This is a genomic window from Leptolyngbya sp. FACHB-671 (assembly GCF_014695745.1).
Lineage (GTDB): Bacteria > Cyanobacteriota > Cyanobacteriia > Elainellales > Elainellaceae > JAAUTN01.
The window spans coordinates 95,638-111,994 of the sequence record NZ_JACJOV010000170.1; the positions used below are offsets into that span (position 1 = coordinate 95,638).

General features: G+C 49.6%; 12 protein-coding genes. 5 read left to right on the top strand and 7 right to left on the bottom strand.

Features of this window, described 5'->3' with window-relative positions; translation table 11 throughout:
- Positions 1–283: 283 nt before the first annotated feature.
- On the top strand, positions 284–1,399 hold the full coding sequence (locus H6F93_RS32870; protein WP_190690454.1) for an aromatic ring-hydroxylating oxygenase subunit alpha: 1,116 nt from the start codon (positions 284–286) through the stop codon (positions 1,397–1,399).
- Here the strand turns inward: H6F93_RS32870 and H6F93_RS32875 are convergent.
- Both H6F93_RS32875 and H6F93_RS32880 read right to left on the bottom strand, forming a co-directional pair.
- On the bottom strand, positions 1,392–2,567 hold the full coding sequence (locus tag H6F93_RS32875; RefSeq protein ID WP_190690457.1) for an AI-2E family transporter: 1,176 nt from the start codon (positions 2,565–2,567) through the stop codon (positions 1,392–1,394). The genes H6F93_RS32870 and H6F93_RS32875 overlap by 8 nt on opposite strands.
- A 33-nt stretch (positions 2,568–2,600) precedes the next feature.
- Complete coding sequence (locus H6F93_RS32880) at positions 2,601–3,824, bottom strand: homocysteine biosynthesis protein (RefSeq protein WP_190690459.1); 1,224 nt, start codon at positions 3,822–3,824, stop codon at positions 2,601–2,603.
- Positions 3,825–3,929: 105 nt separating this feature from the next.
- Between H6F93_RS32880 and H6F93_RS32885 the strand changes: the two genes are divergently transcribed.
- Positions 3,930–4,454, top strand: a complete 525-nt coding sequence (locus H6F93_RS32885; protein ID WP_190690462.1) for a hypothetical protein — start codon at positions 3,930–3,932, stop codon at positions 4,452–4,454.
- Between the two features lie 356 nt (positions 4,455–4,810).
- Here the strand turns inward: H6F93_RS32885 and H6F93_RS32890 are convergent, their stop codons facing one another.
- The 3 genes from H6F93_RS32890 to H6F93_RS32900 all read right to left on the bottom strand — a co-directional run bounded on the left by H6F93_RS32890 (position 4,811) and on the right by H6F93_RS32900 (position 9,286).
- A complete protein-coding gene (locus H6F93_RS32890; protein WP_190690463.1) occupies positions 4,811–6,769 on the bottom strand; it encodes an ABC transporter ATP-binding protein in 1,959 nt (652 codons plus the stop codon).
- Between the two features lie 133 nt (positions 6,770–6,902).
- Positions 6,903–7,895, bottom strand: a complete 993-nt coding sequence (locus H6F93_RS32895; RefSeq protein WP_190690465.1) for a pentapeptide repeat-containing protein — start codon at positions 7,893–7,895, stop codon at positions 6,903–6,905.
- Between the two features lie 62 nt (positions 7,896–7,957).
- The gene (locus tag H6F93_RS32900) at positions 7,958–9,286 is read right to left on the bottom strand and encodes a hypothetical protein (RefSeq protein ID WP_190690468.1); all 1,329 of its coding nucleotides are present in this window, start codon (positions 9,284–9,286) and stop codon (positions 7,958–7,960) included.
- A 697-nt stretch (positions 9,287–9,983) separates the two neighbouring features.
- Here H6F93_RS32900 and H6F93_RS32905 point away from each other — a divergent pair.
- Positions 9,984–11,783 carry a metallophosphoesterase family protein gene (locus H6F93_RS32905; RefSeq protein WP_242043733.1) on the top strand — a complete coding sequence of 600 codons (1,800 nt, stop codon included), beginning with the start codon at positions 9,984–9,986 and terminating at the stop codon, positions 11,781–11,783.
- A gap of 103 nt (positions 11,784–11,886) precedes the next feature.
- On the opposite strand, the gene H6F93_RS32910 is transcribed toward H6F93_RS32905, so the two are convergent.
- Positions 11,887–12,735: a M48 family metallopeptidase gene (locus H6F93_RS32910; protein WP_190690470.1), complete on the bottom strand. Its 849-nt coding sequence runs from the start codon at positions 12,733–12,735 to the stop codon at positions 11,887–11,889.
- Positions 12,736–12,969: 234 nt separating this feature from the next.
- On the opposite strand from H6F93_RS32910, the gene H6F93_RS32915 reads away from it, so the two are divergent.
- Positions 12,970–13,503, top strand: coding sequence for a DUF4330 domain-containing protein (locus H6F93_RS32915; RefSeq protein WP_190643422.1), 534 nt, complete (start codon positions 12,970–12,972; stop codon positions 13,501–13,503).
- A 13-nt stretch (positions 13,504–13,516) separates the two neighbouring features.
- Here H6F93_RS32915 and H6F93_RS32920 read toward each other — a convergent pair whose 3' ends face one another.
- Positions 13,517–15,028 (bottom strand): EAL domain-containing protein, encoded by a 1,512-nt coding sequence (locus H6F93_RS32920; protein WP_190690474.1) that lies wholly within the window; start codon positions 15,026–15,028, stop codon positions 13,517–13,519.
- A gap of 201 nt (positions 15,029–15,229) precedes the next feature.
- On the opposite strand from H6F93_RS32920, the gene H6F93_RS32925 reads away from it, so the two are divergent.
- On the top strand, positions 15,230–16,354 hold the full coding sequence (locus H6F93_RS32925) for an AI-2E family transporter (RefSeq protein ID WP_190643511.1): 1,125 nt from the start codon (positions 15,230–15,232) through the stop codon (positions 16,352–16,354).
- Positions 16,355–16,357 lie beyond the last annotated feature (3 nt).

Consider the following 16,357-nt stretch of genomic DNA (forward strand, 5'->3'; position numbering starts at 1 on the left):
CTCAAAGCTCCTTCATTACAAATCAGAGTGTGATTCAAGTCATCCAGAATGCTTTTGTTGGGGGTCAGATCTGCTTCGTTGGGTAGTTATTGCCTTCTGTTGCAGTTTCAAGAGGCTCTGTCGGTAATCACAACCTTGTGAATGCGATCGCCTTCCTGGGATTTACGGATAGTTTGTTTCTAGTCGCGTCGTTTTTCGTAGTACGCAATTCGTGATCAATAGAGCAGTAATCTTTCTCTCTCGTGACTAGATTAGAAAAAAGTTTTGAGAGGGCGATCGCACCATGCACAGTCTCAATACCTGGCAGCCTCAATCTTTACCTACAGAAGCTATAACTCTTCCCGCAGAACTGTACACCTCTGAAGCAATTTATCAGTTGGAACAAAGGCTGATCTTCGGTAAAACCTGGTGCTATGTCGGACATGTAAGTCAGCTTCAGGGTGCAGGTTCATACTTTACGGTAGAGCTTGCCGAACAGCCTTTGATCATAGTGCAAGACCAGTCAAACAATCTACGCGGATTCTTTAACGTTTGCCCTCATCGTGCTGCACCTTTAGCCACAGACAGCGGCAAATGTAACCGTCTCACTTGCCTTTATCATGCCTGGAGCTTTGACTTGGAGGGCAATCTCAAAGGCATTCCTGATATGCAAGAGGCAGAGAATTTTAGTTGGGCAGATCAGGCGCTAACACCCATCCAGGTTGATACATGGGGACCATTTATTTTTGTCAACCTTGACTTGAATGCGCCCCCTTTGGGGACTCAGTTAGGGGAATTGCCAGAGTTATTTAAGTCTTACCAGTTTAATGAATGGGCGAGAGTTCACAGCGTTGACTACTACACCGATACAAACTGGAAGCTGTATGTAGAAAACAACGTGGAAAGTTATCACGAGTTTTCGGTTCACTCCAGCATTGCCAAATACTATAAAGCGACAAAAGCTGAAGCTAGACATCACTACTATTTACAATACGCCCCTTTCCCACCCGATGATGAGTACTACTCAATGGACGCAGATCTGATCTTTTCAGGATTAGGAGAGGTGGAGAAACACGGTAAATGGACCGTTAGTCTGTTTCCTAATTTTGCCTGGATTATTCGTCCCTGGATTGCAATTATTTACCTGATTGATCCACAGGGGCGATCGCGCACTCGTATTCGTTGGGATTGGCTGGTGCCAGATACAGAAGCCGCAAAATCACCCCAAAATTTGGAGCCACTGATTCAGTTTTTTGACAACATTCAGCAAGAAGATCTGCGGCTGTTGCCTGCAATCCAAAAACGGATTCAGTCCTCAGGCTATCGTCCTGGTCGCCTATCGCCCACCCGTGAAGTGGGAACTCACTTGTTCCAAGAATTAGTCATGCGGCACTTGACTCAAACTGTAGATTCTAAGTGATTGGGGCAACTTCACTATCCATTAATTCTTCTAATTCTTCAGAATCTGCTTCACAGGCTTCGGGGTCGAGGATGCACTCAAGCTTGGTGTTAGGCTCATCGGGGTCAAGCGGATTGACGAAAAAAGCCCCTGTTTGCGGCGGCAAGGTTGGGTCGAGCAATAGTTCTGCGATCGTTTTCACCATTCCTGCCAGCGGAATTGCCAAAATTACGCCCAATAACCCGCCAACTTTGCCACCCACCAGCAATGCAGGTAGCACAATAGTGGGGCTCAGTCCTGTCAGGTTGCCCAGAATGCGCGGTGCAAGCAAGTTATCTTTGACTTGTTGAAGGGCGATCGCCGTTCCCACAACCTGCACTGCCAACCACCAATCAATAAATGCCACCACCAGTCCCACAACCACAATTCCCAAGGTTGCGCCAATGAAGGGAATCACTTCCATCAAGCCAATAAATGTGGCAAACACCAGGAAAAATGGAACTCGCAACCACCAAAACGCAAGTGATAAAGTGACTGCCATGAACAGCCCTAACAGCAGTTGTCCTGAGAAAAACCGCTGCAAATTACGCCGAAAGGAGTCGGTCAAGTATTCTTGAATGGGGGGCGCAAAAAAACTGGTGACACCATTCCACAGTCGCTCTCCATCAAGCAACATGTAAAACGAGATCACCAGAATCAGAATTAGATCTACTACCCAGTTAAATGTGCCTAACAGCAGCCCTACTCCACTAGAGGCAATGGTTTCAGCTTGACCCTGTAGCTCAGTCAAAAGCTGCTCCTGCAATAGCGGAATTGCAAATCGTATTTGGTGAACCTTGCTCCAGTTTTGCAGCCCTTCTAACTGTTGTTGCCCAGAAGCGATAAGTTCTGGTGAGTCAACGATGAGTTGTTGTGCTTGAGTCAGAACAGGAGGGGCGATCGTAACTCCAATTAGCCCAACGGCAGCTCCAGCAAGCAGGTAGACCAGTCCAGCAGCGAGTCCACGCGGCATGAGGGTATGCAGTCTTGCAACCAGATAGTTGAGCAAAAAGGCAATTAACCCAGCCGTCACCAAGATGCTGATTAACTCACTAAAATACCTCAATGCATTGAGGGTCATCCATCCTGTAATTAAAATCAGCGCCCAAGTGATGAGAAGTCGCTGTAGTGGCGTAAATAAACGATCCATTATTTTCAATATAAAAACTCAATTCTAGATCTATTACTCTAGACTCACCTGAGCGCCAAGTTGATCCTGCGCCAAAAAAGTTCTATCCATTGGAATAGGGGCCACAGGCTCAGTTAGAGTGAACTTTCCGGCTTCTATCCATTGCTTTAGCTCTAGTGCGACCTGCCGCGACAAAAAGATACTGGCAAGAGGAGCAACTCTTACACTTTTACCGTCAATGGTGAGACGACCCGTTTTCAGCTGAGCATAGCTAACCAACCCGAACGTAGGACGAACTCGTCGCGGAATCGAGAAGTCTACCACAGGAGCTACCAGGTCTTGATCCTGAACAGCACAGCGAACGACGACTTCCTCATTCAAAACGGGTAGCGGAATGCCTACGCCAATCATGATCGACGGTCCGTAGCTTTTGAAATAACAGCCTTTAACCCAACGGGGACTCATCTGTTTTGCATCGCCGATCAGGGCCAGGGTAGCGGCAGGTCCAATAGGGGTACGGTTAGGCAAGCGCTTTTGTAGCGGAAAGTGCTGAGTGCCTTCCCAGGCAACATAGCCTTCACCACCGCCCAGGAAGACGCGAGTGCCAATGCCAATCAGCTTCAAGTCGGGGTCATTCAGCAACGGGGAAACAGCCCCAGGGTTGGAATAAACAGCATTTGCTAGCTGCGGTTGGAGTGGACCTAAGTAGGTGAAGAGAGGGCGATCGCCTCCATTCACCCCAACGATAAAATTTTGGTAGACGTTGCGCGGGTTATACAAATAAAACTGATTGATCGTTTCGCGGGTAATCGTCGTTTCCAGAGAAGCGCGAGAGTAGCAGTCAGTGACCTGCCCGATCGCCCGTAGATGAACCGGTTTGCCCGCAATCAGGTCGGCGATGACATGACCGCCGCCGCGATCGCGCACTGCATTACGGGAGCGAGAATCGCGCTCATCTGCGTCAGCCAATTCGCCCATGCTAGAGTATTCTGTCATTTGGGTTGCGCCCAAATACAGGTCAACCGCGCCAAACCCAGAATAAGCTAGCACCCCATCCATCCAACATTGACGAATCTTGATCGGCGGATCAGTGTGTCCCAGGTTGAGTACCGCGCCTGAAGACTCCATCGGCTCAAAGGTGCCGGTGGTTACTACGTCCACTTCTTTAGCTGCCTGAGTCACGCCTACTTCTTTAACTCGCGCCTTGAGTTCTTCAACCGTCCAAACGACTGCCTGTTGTTGCTTAATTTTGTGATTAATTTCATTAACGGTACGCATGAGTAAAGCGGCTTATTCCTTGAGGCAGTTGTAAATGCAGAGTCAAAAGAGGAAACTCTGTGCAATAGCTTTATCACAATTCTGCAGAGCAATGCAGGTCAAGGCATGGTAAAACCGAACGGAGTTGGGAGAAAACTAAACAGGGGTGGGAGAAAAAGACGAGACGAGACTGGAAGTGAAGGTCCCCACCAGAGACCTCGGCTACTCTTACGAGTTCTGAGCTTTTTGGCGATCGCACTCTGTATTGGTGTCATAGCAGGTTTTCTCATTAGCTTCATTGTTGAAGCCTTTTCGATTAGTTTAGGACAGGGAATTCAGAGTTTGTGTGCGGGTGCCCTGCCCTTGATCGTGATTTCCTACATCACTTACTTCACACCGCTGCTGCAGCCCCCTCGCATCATTCCCACATTCAATATCTACTTCGTGTTTGCCCTATGGACGCTGGCACTGTTCATTTTGTCAGCACTATGGCGAGATGGAGGAAATGATATTCCAGTCGCGGAAATGCTATTTTCATTCACGCTCAGCATGATTTTGTCGATTTCTAATCGAATTTCTTTCGAAGCATTTCTGGCTTGCGCCTACGGCGTTCTCACTGGCTTTCTGCTGTACGTCGCGCTTTCAAATTAACGGGGCAAGGAAATCTCCTACAGAGAGGTGGAGGCGCATAACGCCTCCACCTCTTTCATTTGTAGCTGGTTGAGATGAAGCGGTAACAACTAGAAATCTAGCTCAGTAGACCTCCTGCATGAATCACTTTTTGAAGCGTGAATGGTAGCGCGGCGGAGCCGCGCTACCATTCACGCAGGAAGTCTAGTAAACAGTTCTGCTACAGACAGCGTGAAGCCTGGAATGATATCTTCTCCTTCCAAGCTGTCAGTCAGTTTGAGTAATTTGTCGGGTTAGGCAAGAAGCATCATCGTATTCTTCAGCAATGCCGAGTGGGTCTATGTTTATGCTAACTCCGGTCAGGATTGCCTAAGCGACTAGTTGACTGCGATACCCCGTTTTGCTTGGCGATCGCGAATATGCTCCAGATCGCCCAGCGGAATGGCTGAAATCAGTTGACGCGTATAGGGTTGCTGGGGTGATCGGTAGATTTGGTCGGCGGGTCCCATTTCCTCAATCTTGCCTCGGTTCATTACCATGATGCGATCGCTCATGAACTTCACCACCGCCAAATCATGGGAGATGAAGATGTAAGTGAGTCCAAACTCCTGCTGCAAATCCTTCAGCAGGTTTAGCACCTGCGCCTGCACTGACACATCCAGCGCAGACACCGACTCATCGCAAATGATGAACTTAGGATTCAGCGCTAGGGCACGGGCAATGCAGATCCGCTGTCGCTGTCCGCCAGAAAACTCATGGGGATAGCGATCGATGCACTGAGGGTCTAGTCCTACCCTTGCCAGCAAATCTGCCACTCGTTCTCGCTGGTTGCGACGACTTGCGCCGATTGAGTGAATCTTCAGCGGCTCCATTACCGCTTCGCCAATCGAAATACGTGGGTCCAGTGAACTGAAAGGGTCTTGAAAGATAATTTGCATATCTCGGCGCAGCTGCCGCAACTGCTTTGCGCCCAGCTTTAGCACATCTCGCCCTTCAAAAAAGATTTGACCACCCATCGGCTTTACCAGTCGCAGCAGCGTTCGGGCCAGGGTAGTTTTGCCGCAGCCTGACTCGCCCACCAATCCCAGCGTTTCACCCCGATAGATGTTAAAGGAAACGTCATTCACTGCCATCATGTAGCGTTGAGTCTGCCCAAACATGCCGCGCAGAGGAAACCCAACTTGCAGATTTTGCACCGAAACGAGAGCGTCTTGCCGCTGCAACTCACTTAAGCGCTGGTTGATGTCTGCTTCGCTGACCTCAGCATTCATCCGCAAAGCCTGATTTACGTCCAGTGACTTTTCTCGAATGATTGGCTCACCTGTAGGTGTGGTGGTGACTTCCATGAAGTCCGAGATGGTGGGCAAATAGCGCAGACGACGGTTCGGTTGCGGACGACAAGTTAGAAGTCCTCTGGTGTAAGGATGTTGTGGGTCAGAATAAATTTGCCAGACAGAGCCGCATTCGACAATCTTGCCCTGATACATCACCGCAACCGTATCGGCAATTTCGGCAATGATGCTGAGGTCGTGAGTAATGAAAATCATCGACATGCCCCGGCGATCGCGCAACTCTCGCAGCAGGTCGAGAATGGTTGCCTGCACCGTCACATCCAGCGCTGTAGTTGGCTCATCCGCAATCAGCAGCGAAGGGTTGCAAGAGATCGCCATTGCAATCATCACCCGCTGGATCTGCCCACCCGATAGCTCATGCGGATAGCGTTCTAAAATCGCGTGCTTCTGCCGGTTTATTTCCTGTAAAATTTCCCGTTCCGAAGGCTGCTCAGCCACGGGTGCTGAAGCTCGTCCTGCTCGGACGGGCACATCCGCAACTTTTTTCTGCCATTCCTCCAGACAGCGCTGCTTGAGTTCCTCATCGCTGGGCAACAGCTTTACCTCTTGCAGCAAATTAATTGCCCTACGCCGCGCCTCTGGCACAGGAATATCCTCATGCTGCCGAATCGCCTCAATCAACTGAAACCCACAGGTAAAAACCGGATTCAGCGAACTCAGCGGTTCCTGAAAAATCATTGACACCGCTCCGCCGCGATATCGCTGCATCTGTTCTGGAGCTAAAGCCAACAGATTGATGGGTGCTGCATCCTCTTCCAGGTTGCGAAACCAGATTTCGCCGCCCGTCACCCGACCGGGTGGGCAGGGAATTAACCCCATTACAGCAAGGGAGGTGACTGACTTGCCCGACCCCGATTCGCCCACAATTCCCAGGGTTTGACCACGCTGTACTGTAAATGAGATGCCATCAACCGCTTTAACCAGGCGATCTTCTGCGCGAAACTGCACCTGGAGATTGCGAACGTCGAGAATAGTGTCACTCATGGGAATCAAACAAAAGTCAGCACACGAAATTTAGATGGATCTTAACAGTGTCAACTGGTTTGTGCTGTTAATTTAGGTATGTTTTGTTGGGGGCAGTAGACAGTACTACTTTCCATTCCCATCCTTCATCCCTCTAGTCATATACCCTGCCATCGGGCAACGTTGCGCCTCTCAAGTCTGCCCCCATCAGGTTGGCGCTGCTTAACTCTGCCCGGACCAGGTTGGCGTTAGTTAAATCAGCGTTCGTCAAATTAGCTCTGGCAAAGTAAGCATCAACCAGTTCTGCCTCCCGTAGATTGGCCCCCTGGAGGTTTGCCCGACTTAAATCAGCCCGAGTTAACCGAACTGCGATCAGCATTGCCTGCCTCAAGTCTGCTTTGATTAGCTTGATGTCCGGCATTACGGCTCCCTGGAAATTTACGCCTGCCAGGTCAGCTTCGGTCGCATCAGCTCGCTCTAGCTTAGCGTTTGCCAGGTTGGCTCGACGTAGATTTGCGCCCACCAGCTTTGCTTCGGTTAGGAATGCTCCTTTCAAGCTAGCTTCATCCAGATCGGCTTCGCTCAGATCGGCTCCCCGCAGTGTTGCTTCGCTTAAATTTGCACCCCGCAAATCAACTCTAGAGAGATTTGCGCCTGTCAGGTTTGCGCCGCGCAAGTCTGCCTTCCGCAAGTTTGCGCCACGCAGGTTGGTGCTGTAGCGGCGATTTTCTTCGCGCATGTTGGCTCCCCACAGGCAGGCTCCGGTCAAGTTTGCGCCGCTCAAGTTGGTGTTGCGTAAATCTGCATCGATCAGGTTGGCATCCAGTAAATTCGCCAGGGTCAGGTCAGCACTACGGAGGTCGGCACTTTGCAGCATGGCTCCGTGCAGGTCGGCATCGCGTAACTTAGCCCCGATTAAGTCGGCTTGGCTCAGGTTGGCACCACTCAACCGGGTAGACAACAAGTTTGCCTTGCTTAAAGTGGCTCGATTGAGATAGGCAAAGACCAAAATTGCATTGTGTAAGTCTGCTTGGCTCAAGTCTACGCCGATTAAATCTGAACCTGATAGGTCTGCTCCAGATAGGTTTGCACCCACAAATTTTGTTTCACCAGTTGCATATCGACTGAGCAGTTCACTTGCATTCATGTCCGCAGTGTTCCGAGAACGGTTGAATCTGATTGGTTGGAATAAAAGATTTTTGGCTAAGCCTAATTCTTGAAGAGATCTTCAACTGCGGTTAAAAAGGCTTCATAAGCCTGTTGATGAGAGTTTTGTCGCTCTAGTGAACTGTCAAGAATGGTGCTAGGAATCACTGGTGAGTTTAGTCCAGGTTGGGGATAGTCTAATGGGTTAGATGGTTCAGCAACGGGTGCAGTTGGTGGATATCCCTGAATTGGGAGCTGGGGTGGGGAGTTGATTTGAGTTGTAGAAGTGGAACGGGGCGATCGCTCAACCATCTGAGTTGAGCTGGGCATCTGCATTTGCTGCAGACCAGCAGCATAAAAGGGTTTGGCAGCTCGGAGAATAGCACCTGCTGCTTGATGGTACTGATCAGGCTCCGCTAAAGCTTTAGCCGTATTTTCTAGCTTTACCTGAAGCTCATTCAAGCTGAGATGATTGAGGAACAGGTCACGCAAGAGGTCATCCAGAGTTTGTAACTTGAAGGCCGTCCAGCTTTCATCATTTTGGTCAAACTGATCATAAAGTGTGGAGAAGATCAGAACTTTGGCCCTGAGTGGATTGGTCTGTTTCATTAATTCCAGGCGCAGATCAAACCAGTCAAAGGAGCGCCTGATCTGCTCAAGCACCTGTGGATTGGAGTCGGGGTTAAATTTGGGAGCAGTCGTAAGCTTTGAGGGAAAGGTAGGAAGCTGGGGCAGATTGGTAATTTGAATAGGCTCTGGCTGGTCCATGCTATCGGGCAGAAGTTCGTTGTAGAGCGGCCCAAAGGTGACGACAATTTTGTTGGCGATTGGAGTGTACTTTGACTGGCGATTGAGCGTCTTAACGATGCTGTAGAGGACGTTTTTCAGCTCTTCTAACGTAGGTGCCAGTTCGTGAATGTGCTGAACTAAATTGAGGAAATCAATATTGTCTAGAATCGCTGGATTATTTTCCCAGTGATTGCCGCTGGCGCAAAACAACAGCTTTTTGATACCTAGCTGCTCGCGATCGCGAGCTAGCTCCCGTGCAATTTTGCGGTAATGGCTTTGGAGTGACACCTCTTGAGGCAGCGGCTCATAGTCGGGATAGGCTTTCCTCAGCGCGTTGGTGATGGCATTGGCGACTAGCGTATATTCTGCTTGCTTGTTTAAGGTTTTGACTACTCCGTTCAAGAAAAGCCTGAGTTGCTCCACCGTAGGGGCGGTATCCAGCAGGCTTTCCAGTAAGTTTCGCAAGTCAAACTCATCTAGACGAGCCTGATTGCTCTCCCAGATATCCGTACAGGCATAGACGAGCAGCTTCTTAATTCGCGTCAGGTTTTGATCCTGCGCCAACTCCTGTAAGACTTCATTAAGGGAGCATGGGGTTGCCATTGTTTCCTCTAGAAAAAATGCACCAAAAAAATTTACTTGATCACTTTTTCCAACGTCAGACCGATTTTATCGGGAACTTTAGGTAGAATGCCAAGACCAGTCTGCGCCAAATCGAGCTACATTCGATTTAAAAACACTTTCTTTACACCATCTTTAAATAAGCTGCCCCAGATACTACTGAACCTGAGGATGAATTTGGGTGTAGAAGAGCTTAGAACATCTCTTTCGTACGGAACTTCTACAACAGTGATCCGACAGGTCGTTCAGAGAAGTCCGTTCGGACAAGTCTGTTTGGACAAGTCTATCGATGTGGGCAGGATGAGACAGCGCGAAACCTATTGCTCACCTAAGATTCGCTGGGTCACGCAGTCGCTTTGCCCAGCCTGTATGAAGTAATTTTGAGAGCTACCACGACGTATCATTCGTGGATAGCAGCGCTAACTGGTTCCCACTTCTAGCTCTAATTTCTAAAAGTCGTTTGTCAGCTTTGACTGAAGCCGGACACTCAACCCGTTCGCGATCGCACCCTTCTACCTACGTACACCCATTGTAGAGGTATTATAAGCTTCATTTTCATGACTACAGCTATATCTTTAGTGCAGTAGGATGAGGGCGGAAGTTGAGACCACCGGGGGGAAGAACTACGCGCTCTCTTAGAAGGTTAAGGATTTCTAGCTATTCCAATGGTCGCATTCTAATGATGACGATCGCCCTGCTGACCTTTCTGTCCTATGGGGTCCTGGTCGTTAGTCTAGTGACACAGCAGTTCATGGTTTCTACGTCCAGACTTTTAACCGATCCGTTTTTGCAGCTACCGACCGAAAACTCGGTGCAGGTAGTTTGGTTTACAGAATTTGAGGGCGATCGCCACCAGGTGGAGTATGGAGAAAATTTTGAGCAAACGGCGATCGCAGCCACCACTAAGCTGAGCCGAGTCCGAGAAGATCAGAAATCTCGGGTTGGCGAACAAACCGAAGATGGACAGATTTACAACGCGCCAGTGATGCGGGATATTTGGCGACACGAAACTGAAATCATAGGGTTAACTCCCAACATTCGAGTGCCCTATCGGGTGAAGAGTACGGAGGGAATTGGAACGGTTAGCAGCGATGAGTTCACCCTTGCCGCCCGCCCCCAAGCAGGCACGCCGCTCAAAATTTTGCTGACTTCCGATCACCAGTTGATGCCGCTCACGCCAACAAATCTGCAAAAGGTGGTAGAAACCGTTGGGCGAGTCGATGCGGTGTTTGCGGCGGGCGACCTGATTAATATTCCCGATCGCGCTTCAGAATGGTTTGACGACAATCGGGGTGGGGCATTTTTCCCCAGCCTCCAGGGACGCGCCAATCAACAGCTAGATCAAGACGACCTAAAAATTTCCTCCAATGGTGGAGAAATCATTCAACATGCACCATTATTTACGGCGATCGGCAATCATGAGGTGATGGGTCGATTTTCGATGGAGTCTGACTTAAACGAGCAGTTCAACGATCCTTACCCTCAGCAGGCGGCTGAACAGCTTTATGCTCAAATCAAGACCCAAAATTCTGCTCAGAGCAATACTCAAAACGCGAAGCAGCTTGACCCTAAAGAGCAACAGACCCGCGAACTGTGGCTAAAAGACAACACGTTCAATACAGATACCTATCAAGAGATTTTTACCCTGCCAGAGAGTCAATCGGGTGGCGAAAAGTATTACGCTGTGAGCTTTGGTGATGTGCGGCTGGTGGTGCTATACGCCACTAATATTTGGCGCGTTCCCAGTCTGGAGCCAAATGCTAAAGGCAGATACCGGGAGCGGCAGGATGACCTGGATGACTCGACTCGCTGGGGCTATGGACAGCATATTTTTGAGGCGATCGCCCCAGGCAGTCCGCAATATATTTGGCTGGAGTCAGAGCTAAACAGCCCAGAATTTCAGCAAGCTAAATACAAAATCGTCATGTTTCATCACCCTCCTCATTCCCTGGGTGACAATATCGTTCCGGCTTACACCGATCCGGTGCAACTCATTGACCGCGATGTTGAGGGGCACATTCAGTCCGTGCGCTATGAGTATCCCAAAGAGGCAGACTATCTGATTCGAGATGTGGTGCCGCTGCTGGAGCAGGCAGGCGTTCAGCTTGTATTTTACGGACACTCCCATTTGTGGAATCGCTTTGTCGACGCCAGCGGCATAAATTTCTTGGAATCCTCTAATGTCGGCAACACCTATGGAGCCTACCAAGAAAAGCAGCGGGACGTACCCACTGGTTACCAGGAAGAATATGTCGCAACGGGTGATCCAAATAACCTTCAGCCCGTTGTTCCTAGCCTTGCTCCCCTACAGGGAGCCAATGGTCAGTTCTTGCCCTATATTTCCAGCAATAACATCACTGTTTTTAGCATTCTGGATACGGAGACGGGAACTGTGGACAGCTACCGCTTTGATGCAAAACAGCCAGAACAAGGGGTAGCCAAGTTTGACGAATTTTCACTAACAGAAGGTCGAGAGTAAGGGTATTAGCCGCCAGTCATTTTCTATATAAAGCTGAATATTTTGGAGCGTGTCCTGCGTACGCAGGACACGCTCCAAAATATTCAGCCTTGAAGAGTCAGAATTACAACAATGGGCTAATACGATTTCGGTAAGCAGCAATGTCTAAGCCAGTGCCACTATTTGCCGTTGCTGGATCGATCGCCGCTTCTAGTGCCTCAATGCGAGCGTCCGTTGCGGGGTGAGTACTCAGGAAAGTCGGTACGGAGCCTTGCCCCATTAGTTTTTCCATGAACGCAACCATTCCACTGGGAGCATAGCCTGCTGATCGGAGCGTTTCTAGCCCGACGGCATCTGCTTCGAGTTCGTCCTGGCGACTGTTAGGTCGGCTGATCGCGAGTTCTACGCCAATGTTGACGGCGGTGTTGCGGTCAAGTCCGGCGGCGCTTGCAACCCCAGAGGCGATCGCCCGCTGCCGCATTTGTTGAACCGCGTGTCGCTCTGAGATATGACCAATTTCATGGGCAATGACGCTGGCTAGTTGCGACTCATTGTCTGCAGTTTTGATCAAACCTGTGGTGACGTAAACATAGCCACCCATCGTTGCAAAAGCATTCACCTGATCGTCACTCACGACCTGGAAAGTATAGGGAATATCAGGGCGTCCACTATTAGGGACTAATTGCTGCCCAATATCATCCACGTATTCATTAATGCTGCTGTTGGTGTAGCGTCTAAACTGTTGGCTAAGTAACTGCTGATTAATCTGTCCGCCTAACGTAACTTCCTGGTTATCAGACAGGCTAGAAAGCTGAATCACCTGAATTCCGCGAAAAATCAGATCGAGCCAGGGAATTGCTTGTCCAGGTTGGGGCGTACCGATGATGCATCCCAGTGATACGATGACCGAAATTAAGCCATAAAACCAGCGCCGACGGATTTGGTAGGAGAGGCGAGAAAGAAGCTGGGACATAACAGGTTTATGAAGCGAATGGTAGAAGGATTTACTAAAAAGTTCTAGAAAGCAAGGACGAAATCTTGGATACTTATGTTGCCATTCTAAAATTTCTGGTGGCATTCAATTTGGGCTTGAGGGGTTGTAGTGATGCCCAGTTGTGATAGGCTGACCAGTGTTAAATCAGTGTTCTTGGGCTTTTAAGGCGATCGCCCCAAAGCAGAATGCTGTCATAGGTTTGAGATGCGTCTGATGGCTATTCTGGATTCCCAAGGTCGATTATTTGGCAAACTCAGCATCCTGGACATTGGGGCTGCTCTGATTATTTTGCTAGTTGTGGCAGGTATTTTTCTGTTTCCTGGCACGTCTGGCTCTGTGGCTCAGTTAGGCATTCCCACCAAGCCGATTGAGGTCGATGTGATGGTGCGAGGGTTGACGGTTGCTGACCCTGAAGGTCTGCTGGCAGATCTGGAGGAAGCCGGAGAAACCAGCATCATTATTCGGAATCAGCCGTTTGGACGAGTCGACATTAAATCAATTCGGACTTTGCCCAGAACAGTTGCGACGCCCCAGCCTGATGGTTCCGTTACTGCGCTGGATGACCCCAGACCGGAGCTAGATTTTACAGTAGACATGCTGATGACGCTGGGTGGCGATGCCGAAATCACCAGCGATGGTCCGGTTTTAGGTAACAACAAGGTCAAAATTGGGGTGCCGATTGAGGTCGAAGGCCCAACCTACCGATTCAATACCTCCGTTGTGGGCGTGCGGGTGCTAGAGGAATAAGCTTACCAACAAGTTACCAACAAGGCGATGTGGCGATCAGGGTTGCGGCAGCTTCGTGACTGAGCGGTTCTGAGAAAAGGTAGCCCTGCCCGTATTCGCAATCCAGCGATCGCAACATTGCTAACTGTTCTTGAGTTTCAATGCCTTCAGCGATCACGGTCATGCCTAAGTTGTGGGCCAGCGTGACGATGGCACGAACGATTTCATTATTTTCCTCGTCTAGCCCAATGCGGCTAACAAAAGATTGGTCAACCTTAAGCGTGTCTGCCGGAAAACGGTAAAGATGGCTGAGCGAAGAATAGCCTGTACCAAAGTCGTCGATGCCTAACCGTACATTCAGCGCTTTAATCTGCCCAAGGGTGGCGATCGCCGCTTCAATATCCTCCATCACCATGCTTTCTGTGATTTCTAACTTTAGAGTTTGAGCATCTAGCCCGGTTTCTGCCAGGACACATTCAACCTGGTTGATCAAATTGGGCTGAGCAAACTGCCTGCTAGAGAGATTAACGCTGATCACCATCGGTGGATCAGCCGGAAACTGCTGCTGCCAGGTTCGCAGTTGTTGACAGGCTTGCAGCATTGCCCAATAGCCAACTGAGGTAATCAAGCCGCTATCTTCAGCGATCGGAATGAATTCCGCTGGTGAGATCAGTCCGTGTTTAGGATGCTGCCACCGAGCTAGTGCCTCAAACCCAGTAATCTTACCTGTTTGGAGCGACACCAGCGGCTGATAGTGTAGGCGCAGTTCTTGTCGCTCTACGGCTCGCCTCAAGTCAGTTTCGATTTGCAGCAGCGTCACGGCTTGTACTCGCATACTCGGCTGAAACAGGGCATAGCGTGCCCGCCCTAGACTTTTGGCGTGATACATTGCTGTTTGAGCATCGCGCAGCAGATCGTCAGACCAAACATAGCCTGTAGAGCTGAGCGCAATGCCAATGCTGGTTGTCAAACAAACTTCGTGGGCATCAATTTCAAACGGTAAGTTGAGCTGAACTTGTAGGTGATGTGCCGCCCAGCTTGCCTGATCGGTAGACTGCACCTCGCGCAGCAGGATAGCAAATTCATTACCTCCCACCCGTGCTAGGAAATCCTGGCAGCCGATGCCGGTTTTGAGCCGATCGGCAATTTTGACCAGCAGGCGATTGCCATTCTTAGAACCTAATTTCTTATTGACAGACTTAAACCGATCAAGATCCAAAAACAGGACAGCAAACCCATCTTGCTTGTACTGATTGGTTTGCCGAACGCTGCACTCTAGCTGCCGCATAAACAAGGCACGATTGGGCAAGCCCGTGAGGCGATCGCGAAATGCGGAATAGTGCGATCGCCAAGCTAGCAGAATTCCCCCTGCCACAATCAACCCCACGATTTGCGTCAGTAGAATGCCTTTTAGCAGCAACAAGACTAGCCCAACCCCAACTGAGACACCTAGTAGAACAGGTTGCAGCGAAAAAGTGGTAACGCCACTCAGGTTGCTCAGCTTTGAGCGGATTAAATTAGGAAATCCAGATAAGTTGGAAACCACAGAGATTTAGAATAAGCCAAAACTGTAAACAACTTTTTCTTTTAATCGAAATGTAATCAAATGTAAATGATATGCAAGATCGGGTTGATTAAAAAAATCTCCTTTTCCCTTTTTCCATTCCCCCTTCCTAACCCCTACACAATCTCGAAGTCCTGGCAAAATTAAAAGTATTGTTTCAGTGAGGCAGTTCGATTGAAAGTTGTGCCTGAGCAGCGTATCTCTATTTCCCTGTCGAGCGTGTTGCTCATTTTTGGGATCATCCCGCTGCTAATCGTACTGTGGCAACTGCGAAGCCTGATCGTGCTGTTGATGATCTCGGTTGTGCTGGCAGCGGCGATCGCCCCTGTAGTGGATTGGGCCGAGCGGTGGCGGATTCCTCGCTGGCTCACAGTTGTTTTGGTATACCTCGCCCTGATTGGTGGACTAACTGGGGTCAGTCTCTTGATCGGCCCAACCGTCTTTACCCAGATCGAGCAACTGATCAGGCAGTTGCCCATCTACATCAACAACGTACTCGCTGTTGTAGAAGATCGGCTGTTTACCCTAAACAACACCCGTCCAGAACTGGTCAACCAGATTGAGCAGTTTCTCAATTTTCAGGGAATCACTGCTTGGGTGATCCGATCGAGTCAGCAGCTACTAATTCGGTCCTACAGTCTGACTACAGGGATCGTGGGTGGAGCTTTTAGCCTAATTCTGTCGATATTTGTCTCAGGCTACATGCTTTCCGATAGCCGCACCTTGATTAATAGTTTGACACGCCTTCTGCCAAAGCCTTGGGATGAGCGACTGGCTGCACAGGTTGACCCCATTGCCTATCGAATCGGTAGCTATATCCGTGGGCGAGTACTAGTTTCAGCAATTTTAGGGGTGGTGATTACCACTAGCTTGAGCTTTCTTGGACTCTCGGATTTTGCGTTGGGTTTGGGGGCGATCGCCGGGGTCACCAACCTGATTCCTTTCCTCGGCCCGATTTTGGGTGCTGTCCCTGCTTTAGTTGTAGCCCTCTCCCAAGGCTGGTGGACCTTACTCTGGGTATTCCTGCTATTTGTAATCATTCAAAATGTCGAAACCTACGTGCTAGACCCGTTGCTAGTTGGCAGTTCAGTTGGAGTTCATCCGCTGTATCAACTGCTGGCAGTACTAGGTGGCACTCAGGTTCTAGGAATCATTGGCGCAATCATTGTGCCTCCCTGGGTCGCTGGAGCCGCCGTTTTGTTAGAAAATCTCTACCTGCAACCCAAACTTGCGGCTGAAAGGCAGGCGAGGATCAGCTCAGACAGTCCAACATCGGACAGTCCAACAACCGTTGCTTTAACAAAATAGGAA